This is a genomic window from Actinophytocola sp. (genome assembly GCF_050699915.1).
In the GTDB taxonomy this organism is placed as follows: Bacteria; Actinomycetota; Actinomycetes; order Mycobacteriales; family Pseudonocardiaceae; genus Actinophytocola.
In genome coordinates, this window is record NZ_JBOHGA010000161.1 from 1 (window position 1) to 15,334 (window position 15,334).

Genomic DNA, 15,334 nt, shown 5'->3' on the forward strand with positions numbered 1-15,334 from the left:
GCGCCGCTTCGTGCCGTTCTGTGCCGCTTGCTCGGCCGCCTGTCCACAGCCCCGGTCACGATCCACCGGAATCGTCGGTGGTCGTCGCTAGGCTGGAAAACGGGGGGGCCCCGCGTGGCCGGAGTTGTCCACAGGCGCCGATGTCCGGCGGCCGGAATCGTCGGTGCAGCTCGCTAGGCTTGATTCCGGGGGCCGGCGGCCGCGGTCCGCACCTTTCGTGTCGCGTCCGCGCGGGCCGCCAGCTGGTCGGCCGGGGGGTAGTCCACCGCGACCAGGGTCAGGCCGTGTGCCGGGGCGACGGCGACCGCACTGGCGCGGGTTCGCGCCGTCAGCAGGGAGGCCGGCCAGTCCGCCGGCTTGCGGCCCTCCCCCACGGCCAGCAGCGCGCCCACCAGGCTGCGCACCATCGAGTGGCAGAACGCGTCCGCCGCCACCGACGCGGCGAGCGCACGGTCCGGCAGCCGGGTCCACGTCAGGCGCTGCAGCTCGCGGATCGTCGTGGCGCCCTCGCGGCGCTTGCAGAACGCGGCGAAGTCGTGCTCCCCCAACAGAAGCGCGGCCGCCTCGTTGAGTGCCGGCAGGGACAGCGGGCGCGGCCACGTCACGGTGTCCCGGCGCCGCAACGGATCCGCCTCCCACTGGCGGTCGCACACCCGGTAGACGTAGTGGCGCCGCACCGCGGAGAAGCGTGCGTCGAAGCCGGGCGGCGCCGGGTGCACCGCGCGGACGCGGACGTCGGCGGGCAGCGCCCGGGCGAGGCGGTCGGGGAAGTGTTCCGGCACGGCCGGCAGGTCGCAGTGCGCCACCTGCCCGGACGCGTGCACGCCGGCGTCGGTACGACCGGCGACCGTCAGCCGGACGTCCTCGCGCAGCACCATGGACATCGTGTCCTCGAGCACGCCGCACACCGTGCGCCGGGAGGGCTGGCGCGCCCAGCCGGAGAAGTCCGTGCCGTCGTAGGAGATGTCCAGCCGAAAGCGAACGAGCCCGCCACCCCCAACGGGGATGGCGGGCTCGTTCGAAGCGAAGCTCAGGACTCGTCCTCCTGCGACGGCGGCTTCGAGAAGCCCGCCTTCTCCGCGTCTTCCTCGGTCTTGAACCAGACCTCGGCGACCGTGCGGTCGTAGTACTCGCTGTCCGGCGTGTGGAACAGCATCGAGTCGGCGTTGCCCTTGATCGGGAAGCCGGCCGGCTCGGAGCCGTCCTCGAGCGCGGCGTGGCTGCCGGTGCCGAAGGGGTGCTCGTCGTCGGACTCGCTCTCCTCGACCACGACGTCGGTCGCGGTCTCGGGGACCTCCGCCGACTCCGCGGCCGGCGCCTTCGACGCGGACTTCTTCTTCTCGTCCGCGGCGAACTTGGTCGAGCGGGCGGCCTCGGCCTCCGCGGTGACAGTCTTGTCCCGGATGAGCTCGATGATCGCCATCGGCGCGTTGTCGCCCTTGCGCGGCAACGTCTTCGTGATCCGCGTGTAGCCACCCTCGCGGTCGTTGAAGAATGGGCCGATCTCGGTGCAGAGGCGGTGCACGACCGTCTTGTCCCGGATCACTCGCATGATCATCCGGCGGTTGTGCAGGTCGCCACGCTTGGCCTTGGTGATCAAGCGCTCGGCGAACGGCCGCAGCCGCCGCGCCTTGGCCTGGGTGGTGGTGATCCGGCCGTGCTCGAACAGCGAGGTGGCGAGGTTCGCCAGCATCAGCCGCTCGTGCGCCGGAGAGCCGCCCAGGCGGGCGCCCTTGGTTGGCGTGGGCATTACAACTGCTCCGTCTCCGCGTAGTCCTGGCCATCGTCGGTGCCGGCATCGCTGACCGTGTCGGACCAACCCTCGCTCGCGTAGTCGGAAGCGGCGGTGGTCGGGTCGAACCCGGGCGGGCTGTCCTTCAGCGCGAGACCGAGGCCGACGAGCTTCATCTTGACCTCGTCGATCGACTTCGCACCGAAGTTGCGGATGTCCAGCAGGTCGGCCTCGCTGCGCGAGACGAGCTCACCCACGGTGTGGATGCCCTCGCGCTTGAGGCAGTTGTACGAACGCACGGTGAGGTCGAGGTCCTCGATCGGCATCGCGTAGGCGGCGATGGTGTCCGCCTCCTGCGGCGACGGGCCGATCTCGATCCCCTCGGCGTCCACGTTCAGCTCGCGGGCCAGGCCGAACAGCTCGACCAGCGTCTTGCCGGCCGACGCGACGGCGTCCCGCGGGGTGATCGAGGGCTTGGTCTCGACGTCGAGGATCAGCCGGTCGAAGTCGGTGCGCTGCTCGACACGGGTGGCCTCGACCTTGTACGTGACCCGCAGCACCGGCGAGTAGATCGAGTCGACCGGAATCCGGCCGATCTCGGCGCCGGCCTGCTTGTTCTGCACGGCCGGGACGTAGCCGCGACCGCGCTCGACGACGAGCTCGATCTCCAGCTTGCCCTTGCCGTTCAGGGTCGCGATGTGCAGGTCGGGGTTGTGCACGGTGACGCCGGCCGGCGGCACGATGTCGCCGGCGGTCACCTCGCCCGGGCCCTGCTTGCGCAGGTACATGGTCACCGGCTCGTCCTCCTCGGAGCTGACCACGAGCTCCTTGAGGTTCAGGATGATGTCGGTGACGTCCTCCTTCACACCGGGCACGGTGGTGAACTCGTGCAGCACGCCGTCGATGCGGATGCTGGTCACCGAAGCGCCGGGGATGGAGGACAGCAACGTGCGGCGCAGCGAGTTGCCGAGGGTGTAGCCGAAGCCCGGCTCGAGCGGCTCGATGGTGAACCGGGAGCGCGTCTCGTTGACCGGCTCCTCGCCGAGCGAGGGCCGCTGTGAAATCAGCACTTTCTTGGTTTCCTTAACCTCGAGGGGCGACCGCTATTTGACGCCCACCGGAGATGAGCCGGGAGGCGGCGCGGGGCCGCCTCCCGGGTGAATCACTTCGAGTAGAACTCGACGATCAGCTGCTCCTGCACGGGCACGTCGATCTGCGCCCGCTCGGGCAGCTGGTGCACGAGGATCCGCAGGTTGGCCTGCACGACCTGCAGCCAGCCCGGAATCGGCCGATCGCCGAAGGACTCCTTGGCCGCGACGAAGGGCAGGCTGTTCATCGACTTCTGCTTCACATCGATGATGTCGAACTTCGACACCTGGAAGCTCGGCACGTTGACGCGCTTGCCGTTCACGATGAAGTGGCCGTGGCTGACCAGCTGCCGGGCCTGCCGACGGGTGCGGGCCAGGCCGGCGCGGTAGACCACGTTGTCCAGCCGGGACTCGAGCAGCTGCAGCAGCGCCTCACCGGTCTTGCCCTTGGTGCGCGCGGCCTGCTCGTAGTAGCGGCGGAACTGCCGCTCCAGCACGCCGTAGGTGAAACGGGCCTTCTGCTTCTCCTGTAGCTGAAGCAGGTACTCGCTCTCCTTGATCCGTCCGCGGCCGTGCTGGCCGGGCGGGTAGGGGCGGCGCTCGAAGGCACGGTCGCCGCCGACGAGGTCGACCTTGAGACGTCGCGACTTGCGGGTCGCGGGGCCGGTGTAACGAGCCATGTTCTCTACTCCTCCCCGCGCCTAGACCCGACGCCGCTTCGGCGGCCGGCAGCCGTTGTGCGGCTGCGGGGTCACGTCCTGGATGGTCCCGACCTCGAGGCCGGCCGCCTGCAGCGACCGGATCGCGGTCTCCCGGCCGGAGCCGGGGCCCTTGACGAAAACGTCGACCTTGCGCATGCCGTGCTCGGCGGCCTTGCGCGCGGCGTTCTCGGCGGCCATCTGCGCCGCGAACGGCGTCGACTTGCGCGAGCCCTTGAAGCCGACGTGACCGCTGGAGGCCCAGCTGATCACGTTGCCGGTCGGGTCGGTGATCGAGACGATCGTGTTGTTGAACGTGCTCTTGATGTGGGCGTGCCCATGAGAGACGTTCTTCTTCTCCTTGCGCCGGACCTTCTTGACTCCGGCGCCAGTCCGAGACTTCGGTGGCATGTCTTGGATATCTCCTGGTTAGCGCGAGGTCTGTGGGGCGACCGGGATCTGCGCCGACTCGTCGGCGCGCCGGATGCGGGTGCCCGCGTCCAGGTAGAGATCCCGAAGTGCCTGCGGGCGCGCGCTCTTGGGCGCAACCTGCAAGGCCACGAACTGACGGTTGCGTCGCCTCTGCGGGACGACGGACACCACGGTGCCGCGGCTCTTGGTCACTTCTTCCCAGCCTTCTTCTTGCCGGCGACGGTCTTCTTGGGGCCCTTGCGGGTGCGGGCGTTGGTCTTGGTCCGCTGACCGCGGACTGGCAGACCGCGGCGCCACCGCAGGCCTTCGTAGCAGCCGATCTCGATCTTTCGACGAATGTCGGCGTTGACCTCGCGTCGCAGGTCACCCTCGACGCGGTAGTTGGCCTCGATGTGGTCGCGGAGCTTGGACACGTCCTCATCGGACAGGTCCTTGGCGCGAAGGTCCGGGCTGATGCCCGTCGCGACAAGCAGCTCCTTCGAGCGGGTACGGCCGATGCCGTAGATGTAGGTCAGCGCGATCTCCATCCGCTTCTCGCGGGGGAGGTCGACGCCAGCAACTCGTGCCATGTCTCCTCTAGTTCCGTTGTCTCCAGGTCTGCTCTCCAACCGCCCCGGGTTGCTGTCCGGGCCCCGGCCTGGTCCGAGGGTGAACCGGGTCCGTGTGACCCGGCAGGTGTGGAGAGGGCATCTTCACTTGTGCGTCCGCTGCGGTAGTGCGGGACTGCTCAGCCCTGGCGCTGCTTGTGGCGCAGGTTCTCGCAGATCACCATGACCCGCCCGTGACGGCGGATCACTTTGCACTTGTCGCAGATCTTCTTGACGCTCGGCTGGACCTTCACTGTTCTCCTGGCGCCCTATTTGTAGCGGTAGACGATGCGGCCGCGGGACAGGTCGTAGGGCGACAGCTCCACGACCACCCGGTCCTCAGGCAAGATGCGGATGTAGTGCTGGCGCATCTTGCCGCTGATGTGTGCGAGAACCTTGTGCCCGTTCTCCAACTCGACACGGAACATCGCGTTGGGGAGCGGCTCGACCACACGGCCTTCGACCTCGATGGCCCCGTCCTTCTTGCCCATGTCCTCCGCGTTTCGTGCTCTACTACGTGGTCAAACACATACCGCCCTGCATGAACCCTGCTTGCGCTGGATGAGCATGACGGAATCGGCGCAACAGGATGCGCCACCGGACCAGTGTACGCACTCATCGTAACGAGAAGAAGTCAGCCCCCCGAAACGATGAAATGCCACCCGAACCACCACCACCCGAGCACCACGAGGACGAGCGCGGGCCGGTTGTGCAGGGCCGAACGGAGCAGCCGGCCGGCCGTCGACAGCCTCGAGCCGGGGCGCCTGCCGAGCAGGTCCAGCACCACCAGGCCTCCGCTGAGCAGGGCAAACACTGAGATCGTCAGCGCACGCATGATCGGCTCCGCAACATCAACCTGGCGAGCAGCACGCCGGCGGCGAGCCAGAGGATGATCATCACCGCCCGCGCGGGGTTGCTCTGGAAGAGTGGCTCGAGGATCGCGCTCACCGTCGGATGATCAGGGTTCGCCGTCGCGGGATCACTCTGTTGGAGGAACGAGGCGAGCTCCCAGAGACAGATTGTGACCCCAGTCACGGCCCACGGCCACCACCTGCCGGCGTCCGCGCGCTCCCGATGGCCGCCGGCCTTCATGGCGAGGTAGAGCATGGGCGGGCCGGCGGTCGCGACCGCCACCGCGACCGGCACCGTGCCGGGCCGCCACGTCGCGGTCACGGCGCCCACTGGAACCGCCATCAAGGCGAAGGCCGCCGGCACCTCCCGGGTGCGGGGCGGCCGAGGCTCGCGCAGCTCGGCGATGGCCAGCGCGACGGCGGTGCCCAGGAAGATGACGCCGTCCACCGGCGCGCCACGTCCCACGTGGAAGCCACCGGCGATCACGATGATCAGGAACGGCCTGGTCAGCCACCAGCGGCGGGACTTGGTTTCTCGCTCCTGCGGCACATGGTCAATCCTGCACCCGATTGGGCAGAATCCTGCCGAGGACGTCCACCAGGCGAGTGACGTCCTGGCGGAAGGTGACGTGGCGGATCGTCGTAGCGTGCCGGTGCGTCAGTCCGGCCAGGCTCGCGGGCAGGTCCTTCGTGCGAGGCATCTCGGCGTCGTCGACGAGCACCGGGATGACTCGGATCCCACGCCGTAGCGCGGTCTCGATCTCCACGCGAACAAGGTCTCCGGGTTCGCTGAGCCGTGCCGTCGACCAGCCAGGGCCGATGATGGCGAGCAGGACCTCGCACCGGTCGATCGCTTCGGCGATGACCTGCCGGAAGTCCAGGCCGAGCTCGATCGACTCGACGTCGATGAAGACCTGGCCCTCGCCGAACCGGCCGGCCAGCCGGTCCGCGATCCGGCCAGCGATGTGGCCGGCGCCCTCCCGTCGGTAGCTGACGAACACGCCGCCGCGAGACCACGCCGCCGGGTCGGGCAGATCCGGGGGAGCCGGTTCTCCTGGACGCACGGAATATGCCGACGGCAGCTTTGGCGGCTCGGGCAGGGGGTCGGGAGGCCGGACCGGACTGGCCGTGCACCGGGTCAGCTCCCGGGCCAGGCTCGCGACCTCGCCGTCGGCGTAGTCGAGCAGGCCACCCAGTCCGGCGAACCGGCGGGAGCCCTCGAACGGACCCACCCGGATGTACCGGACCGGGATGCCCAGGCGCTGTGCGTAGTCGACTTCGAGGCGACACGGCTCCGACCGCCAGGCGTGATTGGACAACGCGAAGACGACCGCTGAGGCGTTCCGGATGTTGCGCAGGATCGCCTCCCACCACAGTTCGCCGCCGACGAGGTCCTGATCCAGCCAGACATCCACGCCGTGCGTGGCGAGGTCGACCACCAGGCGGGTCACGACCTCATGGTCGGCGCGGCTGTAGGCGAAGAAGACACCGCTCACGGGACCATTCTCCCCGTCAGGGGGCGGTCAGGACCCAGGGGCCGTCTTCGGTGATGGCCACCGTGTGTTCCCAGTGCGCGGCTCGCGAGCCGTCGACTGTGATGACCGTCCAGCCGTCCGACAGCTCTTCCGTGCGTTCGCCGCCCAAGGTGAGCATCGGCTCGATGGCTATCGCCATGCCTACTCGTAGTTTGGGGCCCTTGCCCGGCTTGCCGTAGTTCGGCAGGAACGGCTCCATGTGCATCGCCCGGCCGATGCCGTGGCCGCCGTACTCGCGGATGATCCCGTAGCGCCGGCCGTCCGCTCGCTCCGCGTCGTGCACGGCGTTCTCGATCGCGTGCGACACGTCCGTCAGCCGGCCATCCGGGCGGACGGCCTCGATGCCCGCCAGCATGGCCGTCCGCGTCGCGTCCGACAGGGCCTGGTCCGCGGGGTTCGCCGGGCCGACCGGCAACGTCACGGCGGAGTCGCCGTGCCAGCCGTCGAGGATGGCGCCGCAGTCGATCGACAGGAGGTCGCCGTCGACCAGCACCTGGTCGGTGCTCGGGATGCCGTGCACGATCTGCTCGTTCACCGACGCGCAGATCGACGCCGGAAACCCGTGGTAGCCCTTGAAACTCGGCACGGCACCGGCGTCACGGATGGTCTGCTCGGCGATCTCGTCCAGCTCCGCCGTGCTGACGCCGGGACGCACCGCCTCGGTGACGTTCTTCAGCGCGGCCGCCACCACCAGGCCCGCCGCGCGCATCGCCTCGAGCTCGGCCGGTGCCTTGAGCTCGATCATCCGACCCCGCCACGACTGGATCGACAGCCGCAGCGAATCGAGCAGCCCACCTCGCGTCACGTCCGATCGCGAAGCGCGGTCAACACCCGCGTGGTGATCTCCTCGACCTCGCCGACACCGTCGACCTTCACCAGGATGTCCCGGTAGTAGTCGAGCAGCGGCGCGGTCTCCGCCCGGTACACCCGCTGCCGGTTGCGGATGACGTCCTCGTTGTCGTCCGCGCGGCCACGGGCCAGCAGGCGGCCCACCACCGCTTCCTCGTCGACCTGCAGCTGCACGACCGCGTCCAGCTTCTTGTCCGACTCGGCCAGGACCTTGCTGAGCACATCGGCCTGGCCGACGTTGCGCGGGAAGCCGTCCAGCAGGAAGCCGGCGTCGGTGTCGGGCTCCGCCAGGCGCTCCTCGACCAGCTGGTTGGTGATTTCGTCGGGCACCAGGTCACCGTCGTCGAGGTACTGCTTGACGCGCCGGCCCAGCTCGGTCCCGTCCCCGATGTGCGCCCGGAACAGATCTCCCGTCGAGATGTGCGGGATCGCCAACCTCTCGCTCAGCGCCTTCGCCTGCGTGCCCTTGCCCGCGCCTGGCGGACCCACGAGAACGAGTCGCGTCACTTGAGGAACCCTTCATAGTTGCGCTGCATCAGCTGGCTCTCGATCTGCTTGACCGTGTCGAGGCCGACGCCAACCATGATCAGCACAGCGGTTCCGCCGAACGGGAAGTTCTGGTTCTGCCCCGAGCCGGTGAGGTCGAGGAAGAAGTTCGGGAGCACGGCGATGATGCCGAGGTAGATCGAGCCGGGCAGGGTGATCCTGCTCAGCACGAAGCTGAGGTACTCCGCGGTCGGGCGGCCCGGGCGGATGCCCGGGATGAAGCCGCCGTACTTGCGCATGTCCTCGGCGCGCTCGTTGGGGTTGAACTGGATGCTGATGTAGAAGTACGTGAAGAAGATGATCAACGCGAAGTACGTCAGGATGTGCACCCAGTCCGACTGGCTCGTCAGGTGGTCCGCGACGAACCGGCTCCACCAGCTGTTCGTGTTGCCGGTGAGCCTGGTGACCAGGTCGGGCAGGTACAACAGCGAAGACGCGAAGATGATCGGGATGACGCCGGCCTGGTTGACCTTCATCGGCAGGTACGTCGACGTGCCGCCGTACATCCGCCGGCCGACCATGCGCTTGGCGTACTGCACCGGGATGCGGCGCTGGCCCTGCTCGAGGAACACGACGCCGATGATGATCAGCAGACCGAACGCGCAGACGACCGCGAAGATCACGCCGCCGCCGTTGCGCAGGATGTTGCCGCCCTCGGCCGGGATGCGGGCCGCGATGTTGACGAACATCAGCAGCGACATGCCGTTGCCGATGCCGCGCTCGGTGATGAGCTCGCCGAACCACATGATGATCGCGGTACCGGCGGTCATCGTGATGACGATCATCGTCAGGTCGAACGTGGAGTTCTGCGGGATGATCGGGTCCTGGCAGTCGCCGAAGAGCTGGCCGCGGTCGGCCATCGCCACGATGCCGGTGGCCTGCAGGATCCCGAGCCCGATCGTCAGGTAGCGGGTGTACTGCGTGAGCTTGGCCTGGCCGGACTGGCCCTCCTTGTGCAGCTGCTCGAACCGCGGGATGACCACGCGCAGCAGCTGGATGATGATGCTCGCCGTGATGTACGGCATGATCCCCAGCGCGAACACCGACAGCTGCAGCAAAGCGCCGCCGCTGAACAGGTTCAGCAACTGGTAGATGCTCTGGTCATCGACCCCGTCGATGCACTTCTGGATGTTGGGGTACGACACACCGGGCGACGGCAGGAGCGCGCCGACCCGATAGACCGCGACGATCATCAGCGTGAAAAGGATCTTGCGGCGCAGGTCCGGCGTCGCGAGAGCCGAGCGGAAAGCGCTGAGCACGCAAGGACCTCCTCGGCGGTCGCCAGCTCCTCGCCGGCGATCGGCTTTGCCGGTTGGTTACCGGCCGGAACAAAAAGCCTGGCCACCAGGTCGCTGGCAAGCCAGAACGCCTCGGGGGGCACTCCTCCCGAAGCGTGTCAACGACTCTAACAGGACGGCGTGGCGCGCTTGCACCCCCCGGGAGACCGGAAGACCGTCCGAGACGGGTAACGACGCCTCCCGCGCACTTGGTGCGAAGAAGGCGCCGTTCACGTCGTATCTCTGCTTCTCTACAGGGTGGTCGAGCTGCCGCCGGCGGCGGACAGCTTCTCGACCGCGCTCTTGGAGAACTTGTGCGCGGTGACGTCCAGCTTCACGCCGTTCAGGTCACCGTCACCGAGGACCTTCACCAGCTCGTTCTTGCGGACCAGGCCCGCGCCGACGAGCTCGGCCACGCCGACCTTGCCCCCGTCGGCGAACAGCCGGGCGATGTCGCCCACGTTCACCGGCTGGTACTCGGTCCGGAACCGGTTCTTGAAGCCACGCAGCTTCGGCAGCCGCATGTGGATCGGCATCTGGCCGCCCTCGAAGCGCGCCGGCACGTTCTTGCGTGCCTTGGTGCCCTTCGTACCGCGGCCGGCGGTCTTACCGCGCTTGCCACCCTCACCGCGGCCTACGCGGTGCTTCACCGTCTTCGCGCCGGGCGCGGGACGCAGGTGGTGGATCTTGATGGCCATGCTCACTCCTCGCTGGCGCTCGTCGGTCGCATGGCCGATGGCGCTGTGCTATTGGATTCGCTCGCAAGCTCGCTCATCAGTCGACCTCCTCGACGGTCACCAGGTGGCGAACCGTGTGGATCAGGCCGCGGACCTGCGGGGTGTCCTCCCGGACCGTCGTCTGCCGGATCTTGCGCAGGCCGAGCGTCCGCAGCGACTCACGGTGGTTGCGCTTGGTCCCGATCGTGCTGCGGACCTGCGTCACCTTGAGCTGTGCCATGGCGTCACACCCCCTGACCGGCGACCCGGGCACGCAGCATGCCGGCCGGGGCCACGTCCTCCAGCGGCAGGCCACGGCGCGCCGCGACCTCCTCCGGACGCTGCAGACCCTTCAGCGCGGCCACCGTGGCGTGCACGATGTTGATCGCGTTGTCGCTGCCGAGCGACTTGGACAGAACGTCGTGGATGCCCGCGCACTCCAGCACGGCACGCACCGGGCCACCGGCGATGACGCCGGTACCGGCGCTGGCCGGCTTCAGGAGCACGACACCGGCGGCCCGCTCACCCTGGATCGGGTGCGGGATGGTGCCGGCGATCCGCGGGACCTTGAAGAAGCTCTTCTTCGCCTCTTCGACACCCTTGGCGATCGCGGCCGGCACCTCCTTCGCCTTGCCGTAGCCGACGCCGACCATGCCGTCGCCGTCGCCCACCACGACCAGCGCGGTGAAGCTGAACCGGCGACCACCCTTCACGACCTTGGCGACCCGGTTGATGGCCACCACGCGCTCGAGGTGCGGGGTCTTGTCCTGGGCCGCCCCGCCACGGCCCCCATCGCGACGGTCCCTGCGGTCCCGACGGTCACCGCGGTCTCCGCGGTTGTCACCGCCCGGGCCGCCCTGGCCGCCGCCGAATTGCCGCGAACGTCCCGGCATCAGGCGATCCTTCCCGTCTTGTGCATGTACATCAGAACTCCAGCCCGCCTTCGCGGGCCGCGTCGGCGAGCGCCGCGATCCGGCCGTGGTAGTCGTTGCCACCGCGGTCGAACACGACCTTCGTCACGCCGGCGCTCTTCGCCCGGCCGGCCACCAGCTCGCCGACCTTGGCCGCGCGTGCCTTCTTGTCGCCGTCCAGCGCACGGACGTCGGCCTCCAGGCTCGACGCCGACGCCAGGGTGCGCCCGGCCAGGTCGTCGACCAGCTGGACGACGATGTGCCGCGCCGACCTGGTCACCACGAGGCGGGGGCGCTCCGGCGTGCCGCTGACCTTGCGGCGCACCCGGAAGTGCCGGCGCGCCTTGGAGATCCGGCGCCGGGTGGAGGTGTCCCGGCCGACGGGCTTCCGCTTGGTAACAGTCGCTTCGCTCATGATCACTTACCCGTCTTTCCGACCTTGCGGCGGATCTTCTCGTCCGCGTACCGCACGCCCTTACCCTTGTACGGGTCGGGCTTGCGCAGCTTGCGGATGTTGGCCGCGACCTCGCCGACCCGCTGCTTGTCGATGCCCTGGACGGAGAACCTGGTCGGGCCCTCCACCACGAAGGTGATGCCCTCGGGCGGGGTGACCTTGACCGAGTGGCTGAAGCCCAGCGAGAACTCGAGGTCCGAGCCCTTGAGCAGCACGCGGTAGCCGACGCCGTGGATCTCGAGCTTCTTCTCGTAGCCCTGGGTCACGCCGACGACGAGGTTGTTGACCAGCGTCCGGGTGAGACCGTGCAGCGCGCGGTTGCGACGGTCGTCGTCGGGGCGCTTCACCTCGAGGATGCCGTCATCGCCGCGCTCGACCGTGATCGGCTCGGCCACGGTGTGCGCGAGCGTCCCCTTGGGACCCTTGACGCTGACGTGCTGGCCCTCGATGCTGACGTCCACTCCGGACGGTACGGGGATGGGCAGCTTTCCGATGCGTGACATGTCCTACCCCCTCACCAGACGTAGGCGAGGACTTCCCCGCCCACTCGCTGCTTGTTGGCCTGCCGGTCGGTCAGCAGCCCGGAGGACGTGGAGATGATCGCCACGCCCAGGCCGCCGAGCACCTTGGGCAGTCCGTCCGACTTTGCGTAGACCCGAAGGCCAGGCTTGGACACGCGCCGGAGGCCGGCGATGCTGCGCTCGCGGTTCGGGCCGTACTTCAGGGAGACGACGAGGTCCTTGCCCTTCTCGCCCTCCTCATCGCGGTAGCCCGCGATGTAGCCCTCGCGCTGGAGGATCTCCGCGATGTTCGCCTTGAGCTTGGAGTGCGGCAGGACGACCTCGTCGTGGTACGCCGAGTTCGCGTTGCGCAGACGTGTCAAGAAGTCTGCGATCGGGTCGGTCATCGTCATGGTGACCTGTCAACCTTTCTCGCCATGGTTCCTCGCTTGGGTCCGGTGTCCCGGAAGACGCGGCGGGCCTGTGGCGATTTGTGCGTTACCAGCTGGACTTGTTCACGCCGGGCAGCTCGCCGCGGTGGGCCATCTCGCGCAGGCACACCCGGCAGAGGCCGAACTTGCGGAACACCGCGCGCGGGCGGCCACACCGCTGGCAGCGCGTGTACCCGCGAACCTTGAACTTGGGCTTCTGCGCGGCCTTGTGGACCAGAGCCTTCTTGGCCATCAGTTCTCCCTGAACGGGAAGCCCAGGCGCCGCAGCAGCGCCCGACCCTCCGTGTCGTTGATCGCCGTGGTGACGACCGTGATGTCCATCCCACGCTGGCGGTCGATCGAGTCCGGGTTGATCTCGTGGAACATCGACTGCTCGTTGAGACCGAAGGTGTAGTTGCCGTTGCCGTCGAACTGCTTCGGCGACAGGCCACGGAAGTCACGGATACGCGGCAGCGCGATCGTCAGCAGCCGGTCCAGGAACTCCCACATCCGGTCCCCCCGCAGGGTGACCTTGGCGCCGATCGGCATGCCCTCGCGCAGCTTGAACTGCGCGATGGACTGGCGGGCCTTGCGCACCTGGGGCTTCTGGCCGGTGATCAGGGCCAGGTCCTTGACCGCGCCCTCGATCAGCTTGCCGTCGCGGGCGGCGTCGCCGACGCCCATGTTCACCACGACCTTGACCACGCGCGGGACCTGCATGGCGTTGGAGAAGGAGAACTCCTCCTGCAGGGCGGTGGTGATCTCCTCGCGGTAACGGGTCTTGAGGCGCGGGGCGATCTTCTCGCCCGAAGACTCGCTTGCGGAGTCGCGCGTCGACACTGGGCTCATGATCAGACCTCCTTCGCCTTTCCGTCCTTGTCCTTGCCGTGCGGGCCGCGGGCGACGCGGACCTTGCGGCCGTCGTCGTTGACCTCGTAGCCGACCCGGACGGCGTGCCCGTCGACGACCAGCATCACGTTGCTGACGTCGATCGGGGCCTCCTGGGTGACGATGCCGCCGCTCTTGGCGCCGCGCTGCGTCTGGCTCACCCGGGTGTGCTTCTTGATCCGGTTCACGCCCTCGACGAGGACCTTGCGGATGCCGGGGTAGGCCTGGATGACCTTGCCCTTGGCGCCCTTGTCCTTGCCCTGGATGACAACGACGGTGTCACCCTTCTTGATCTTCATCGCCCCTCCTCGCTGGCGCTCGTCGAAACAATGAAGATCAATTGATCACTGTGCTTATTCATGGCTTCAGACCACCTCCGGAGCCAGCGAGATGATCTTCATGAACTTCTTGTCGCGCAGCTCGCGACCGACCGGTCCGAAGATGCGGGTCCCGCGCGGCTCGTTGTCCGGCTTGATCAGCACGGCGGCGTTCTCGTCGAAGCGGATGTAGGACCCGTCCGGCCGGCGCTTCTCCTTGCTGGTGCGGACGATGACCGCCTTGACGACGTCGCCCTTCTTCACCCCGGCGCCCGGCATCGCATCCTTGACCGTGGCGACGATGATGTCGCCGATGCCCGCGTAGCGCCGCGCGGACCCGCCGAGCACGCGGATGCAGAGGATCTCCTTCGCACCCGTGTTGTCGGCGACGCGCAGTCGCGACTCCTGCTGGATCACTTTGCCCTCTCCAAGATCTCCACCAGCCGCCAGCGCTTGGTGGCAGACAGCGGACGGGTCTCCATCAGCAGCACGCGGTCGCCGACGCCGGCCGAGTTCTCCTCGTCGTGCGCCTGGACCTTCGTCGTGGACCGCAGCACCTTGCTGTAGCGCGGGTGCTTCTTGCGGTCCTCGAGCGAGACCACGATCGTCTTGTTCATCTTGTCGGACACGACGAGGCCCTCACGGACCTTGCGCCGGCCGCGCGCCTGCTGCGGCGTGTCGGTTGTCTCGCTCATGCGGCACCTTCATCAGTCGTCACGTCGTCGGGCGACACCGAGAGGCCCAGCTCGCGCTCACGCATCACGGTGTAGATCCGGGCGATGTCGTGCCGGACCGTACGCAGCCGCCGGTTGTTGTCCATCTGCCCGGTGGCCATCTGGAACCGAAGGTTGAACAGCTCTTCCTTCGACTCCCGCAGGCGCAGTACCAGCTCCTCGTCGTTGAGCTCACGCATCTCGGCGGCCTGAGTACCAGCGGCCATCAGAAGTCACCACCTTCACGCGTCACGATGCGGCACTTCATCGGGAGCTTGTGGATCGCACGAGTCAGCGCCTCACGGGCGACCGTCTCGTTCGGGAAGCTCAGCTCGAACATGACCCGGCCGGGCTTCACGTTGGCGATCCAGTGCTCCGGCGAGCCCTTGCCGGAACCCATGCGGGTCTCGGCGGGCTTCTTCGTCAGCGGCCGGTCCGGGAAGATGTTGATCCACACCTTGCCGCCACGACGGATGTGCCGGTTGATGGCGATACGAGCGGACTCGATCTGCCGGTTGGTCACGTAGGCAGAGGTGAGCGCCTGAATCCCGAACTCACCGAAGCTGACCTTGGTGCCACCCTTGGCCGCACCGCCGCGCTTGGGGTGGTGCTGCTTGCGGTGGCGAACCTTGCGTGGGATGAGCACGGCTCAGCCCTCCCCGTTGTTCGCGTTGCCGTTCCCGTTCACCGACGGCGCCTCGGGCGCGACGGTCTCCGTCGCGGCGCTGTCGGCCTGCTGCGAGGCGGCGCTCGCGGCACTCGCCTCGGCGGCGGCCCGACCGGCCTCGGTGCTGGTCGGAGTGGTGCCC

At 68.2% G+C, this 15,334-nt stretch carries 28 protein-coding genes; all 28 read right to left on the minus strand.

Annotated features, from left to right (window positions below; translation table 11 throughout):
• Nucleotides 1–173 precede the first annotated feature (173 nt).
• The 28 genes from truA to rplP all read right to left on the minus strand — a co-directional run bounded on the left by truA (nucleotide 174) and on the right by rplP (nucleotide 15,171).
• Nucleotides 174–971, minus strand: a complete 798-nt coding sequence (truA, locus tag ACRDSK_RS23900) for a tRNA pseudouridine(38-40) synthase TruA (protein ID WP_431443502.1) — start codon at nucleotides 969–971, stop codon at nucleotides 174–176.
• 59 nt (nucleotides 972–1,030) lie between these two features.
• Entirely contained in the window at nucleotides 1,031–1,750 is a 720-nt protein-coding gene (gene rplQ, locus ACRDSK_RS23905; RefSeq protein ID WP_431443479.1) for a 50S ribosomal protein L17, read from the minus strand.
• Entirely contained in the window at nucleotides 1,750–2,802 is a 1,053-nt protein-coding gene (locus ACRDSK_RS23910; protein WP_431443480.1) for a DNA-directed RNA polymerase subunit alpha, read from the minus strand. The genes rplQ and ACRDSK_RS23910 overlap by 1 nt, the downstream gene beginning before the upstream one ends.
• Nucleotides 2,803–2,894: 92 nt before the next feature.
• Nucleotides 2,895–3,500 (minus strand): 30S ribosomal protein S4, encoded by a 606-nt coding sequence (rpsD, locus tag ACRDSK_RS23915; protein ID WP_431443481.1) that lies wholly within the window; start codon nucleotides 3,498–3,500, stop codon nucleotides 2,895–2,897.
• Between the two features lie 21 nt (nucleotides 3,501–3,521).
• On the minus strand, nucleotides 3,522–3,929 hold the full coding sequence (rpsK, locus tag ACRDSK_RS23920) for a 30S ribosomal protein S11 (protein ID WP_431443482.1): 408 nt from the start codon (nucleotides 3,927–3,929) through the stop codon (nucleotides 3,522–3,524).
• Nucleotides 3,930–3,947: 18 nt separating this feature from the next.
• On the minus strand, nucleotides 3,948–4,079 hold the full coding sequence (locus ACRDSK_RS23925; RefSeq protein ID WP_431443483.1) for a hypothetical protein: 132 nt from the start codon (nucleotides 4,077–4,079) through the stop codon (nucleotides 3,948–3,950).
• Between the two features lie 59 nt (nucleotides 4,080–4,138).
• Nucleotides 4,139–4,519: a 30S ribosomal protein S13 gene (gene rpsM, locus ACRDSK_RS23930; protein ID WP_431443484.1), complete on the minus strand. Its 381-nt coding sequence runs from the start codon at nucleotides 4,517–4,519 to the stop codon at nucleotides 4,139–4,141.
• 158 nt (nucleotides 4,520–4,677) lie between these two features.
• On the minus strand, nucleotides 4,678–4,791 hold the full coding sequence (rpmJ, locus tag ACRDSK_RS23935) for a 50S ribosomal protein L36 (protein ID WP_010148647.1): 114 nt from the start codon (nucleotides 4,789–4,791) through the stop codon (nucleotides 4,678–4,680).
• Between the two features lie 15 nt (nucleotides 4,792–4,806).
• Nucleotides 4,807–5,028 carry a translation initiation factor IF-1 gene (infA, locus tag ACRDSK_RS23940; protein WP_005166804.1) on the minus strand — a complete coding sequence of 74 codons (222 nt, stop codon included), beginning with the start codon at nucleotides 5,026–5,028 and terminating at the stop codon, nucleotides 4,807–4,809.
• A gap of 143 nt (nucleotides 5,029–5,171) precedes the next feature.
• Nucleotides 5,172–5,372, minus strand: a complete 201-nt coding sequence (locus ACRDSK_RS23945) for a DUF6186 family protein (protein ID WP_431443485.1) — start codon at nucleotides 5,370–5,372, stop codon at nucleotides 5,172–5,174.
• Complete coding sequence (locus ACRDSK_RS23950; protein ID WP_431443486.1) at nucleotides 5,360–5,938, minus strand: hypothetical protein; 579 nt, start codon at nucleotides 5,936–5,938, stop codon at nucleotides 5,360–5,362. Before ACRDSK_RS23950 ends, ACRDSK_RS23945 begins: the two co-directional genes overlap by 13 nt.
• A gap of 4 nt (nucleotides 5,939–5,942) precedes the next feature.
• Complete coding sequence (locus ACRDSK_RS23955; protein WP_431443487.1) at nucleotides 5,943–6,884, minus strand: toll/interleukin-1 receptor domain-containing protein; 942 nt, start codon at nucleotides 6,882–6,884, stop codon at nucleotides 5,943–5,945.
• A 16-nt stretch (nucleotides 6,885–6,900) separates the two neighbouring features.
• Nucleotides 6,901–7,668, minus strand: a complete 768-nt coding sequence (map, locus tag ACRDSK_RS23960; protein WP_431443503.1) for a type I methionyl aminopeptidase — start codon at nucleotides 7,666–7,668, stop codon at nucleotides 6,901–6,903.
• Between the two features lie 56 nt (nucleotides 7,669–7,724).
• Nucleotides 7,725–8,279, minus strand: a complete 555-nt coding sequence (locus tag ACRDSK_RS23965) for an adenylate kinase (protein ID WP_431443488.1) — start codon at nucleotides 8,277–8,279, stop codon at nucleotides 7,725–7,727.
• Complete coding sequence (secY, locus tag ACRDSK_RS23970) at nucleotides 8,276–9,577, minus strand: preprotein translocase subunit SecY (protein WP_431443489.1); 1,302 nt, start codon at nucleotides 9,575–9,577, stop codon at nucleotides 8,276–8,278. Before secY ends, ACRDSK_RS23965 begins: the two co-directional genes overlap by 4 nt.
• 269 nt (nucleotides 9,578–9,846) lie before the next feature.
• Nucleotides 9,847–10,293: a 50S ribosomal protein L15 gene (rplO, locus tag ACRDSK_RS23975; RefSeq protein WP_431443490.1), complete on the minus strand. Its 447-nt coding sequence runs from the start codon at nucleotides 10,291–10,293 to the stop codon at nucleotides 9,847–9,849.
• A 76-nt stretch (nucleotides 10,294–10,369) separates the two neighbouring features.
• The gene (gene rpmD, locus ACRDSK_RS23980; RefSeq protein ID WP_431443491.1) at nucleotides 10,370–10,552 is read right to left on the minus strand and encodes a 50S ribosomal protein L30; all 183 of its coding nucleotides are present in this window, start codon (nucleotides 10,550–10,552) and stop codon (nucleotides 10,370–10,372) included.
• A 4-nt stretch (nucleotides 10,553–10,556) separates the two neighbouring features.
• Entirely contained in the window at nucleotides 10,557–11,204 is a 648-nt protein-coding gene (gene rpsE, locus ACRDSK_RS23985; RefSeq protein ID WP_431443492.1) for a 30S ribosomal protein S5, read from the minus strand.
• A gap of 31 nt (nucleotides 11,205–11,235) precedes the next feature.
• Nucleotides 11,236–11,643 carry a 50S ribosomal protein L18 gene (rplR, locus tag ACRDSK_RS23990; RefSeq protein WP_431443493.1) on the minus strand — a complete coding sequence of 136 codons (408 nt, stop codon included), beginning with the start codon at nucleotides 11,641–11,643 and terminating at the stop codon, nucleotides 11,236–11,238.
• Nucleotides 11,640–12,179, minus strand: a complete 540-nt coding sequence (rplF, locus tag ACRDSK_RS23995; protein WP_431443494.1) for a 50S ribosomal protein L6 — start codon at nucleotides 12,177–12,179, stop codon at nucleotides 11,640–11,642. Before rplF ends, rplR begins: the two co-directional genes overlap by 4 nt.
• 11 nt (nucleotides 12,180–12,190) lie before the next feature.
• Nucleotides 12,191–12,589, minus strand: coding sequence for a 30S ribosomal protein S8 (gene rpsH / locus ACRDSK_RS24000; RefSeq protein WP_431443495.1), 399 nt, complete (start codon nucleotides 12,587–12,589; stop codon nucleotides 12,191–12,193).
• An 85-nt stretch (nucleotides 12,590–12,674) separates the two neighbouring features.
• Nucleotides 12,675–12,860, minus strand: coding sequence for a type Z 30S ribosomal protein S14 (locus tag ACRDSK_RS24005; RefSeq protein ID WP_075126570.1), 186 nt, complete (start codon nucleotides 12,858–12,860; stop codon nucleotides 12,675–12,677).
• Nucleotides 12,860–13,456, minus strand: coding sequence for a 50S ribosomal protein L5 (gene rplE / locus ACRDSK_RS24010; protein WP_431443496.1), 597 nt, complete (start codon nucleotides 13,454–13,456; stop codon nucleotides 12,860–12,862). The genes ACRDSK_RS24005 and rplE overlap by 1 nt, the downstream gene beginning before the upstream one ends.
• A 2-nt stretch (nucleotides 13,457–13,458) precedes the next feature.
• Nucleotides 13,459–13,794, minus strand: a complete 336-nt coding sequence (rplX, locus tag ACRDSK_RS24015; RefSeq protein WP_431443497.1) for a 50S ribosomal protein L24 — start codon at nucleotides 13,792–13,794, stop codon at nucleotides 13,459–13,461.
• Nucleotides 13,795–13,860: 66 nt separating this feature from the next.
• Complete coding sequence (gene rplN, locus ACRDSK_RS24020) at nucleotides 13,861–14,229, minus strand: 50S ribosomal protein L14 (RefSeq protein WP_431443498.1); 369 nt, start codon at nucleotides 14,227–14,229, stop codon at nucleotides 13,861–13,863.
• Nucleotides 14,226–14,507: a 30S ribosomal protein S17 gene (rpsQ, locus tag ACRDSK_RS24025; RefSeq protein WP_431443499.1), complete on the minus strand. Its 282-nt coding sequence runs from the start codon at nucleotides 14,505–14,507 to the stop codon at nucleotides 14,226–14,228. The genes rplN and rpsQ overlap by 4 nt, the downstream gene beginning before the upstream one ends.
• Nucleotides 14,504–14,752, minus strand: coding sequence for a 50S ribosomal protein L29 (gene rpmC, locus ACRDSK_RS24030; protein WP_431443500.1), 249 nt, complete (start codon nucleotides 14,750–14,752; stop codon nucleotides 14,504–14,506). The genes rpsQ and rpmC overlap by 4 nt, the downstream gene beginning before the upstream one ends.
• Nucleotides 14,752–15,171, minus strand: coding sequence for a 50S ribosomal protein L16 (gene rplP / locus ACRDSK_RS24035; protein WP_431443501.1), 420 nt, complete (start codon nucleotides 15,169–15,171; stop codon nucleotides 14,752–14,754). The genes rpmC and rplP overlap by 1 nt, the downstream gene beginning before the upstream one ends.
• Nucleotides 15,172–15,334 lie beyond the last annotated feature (163 nt).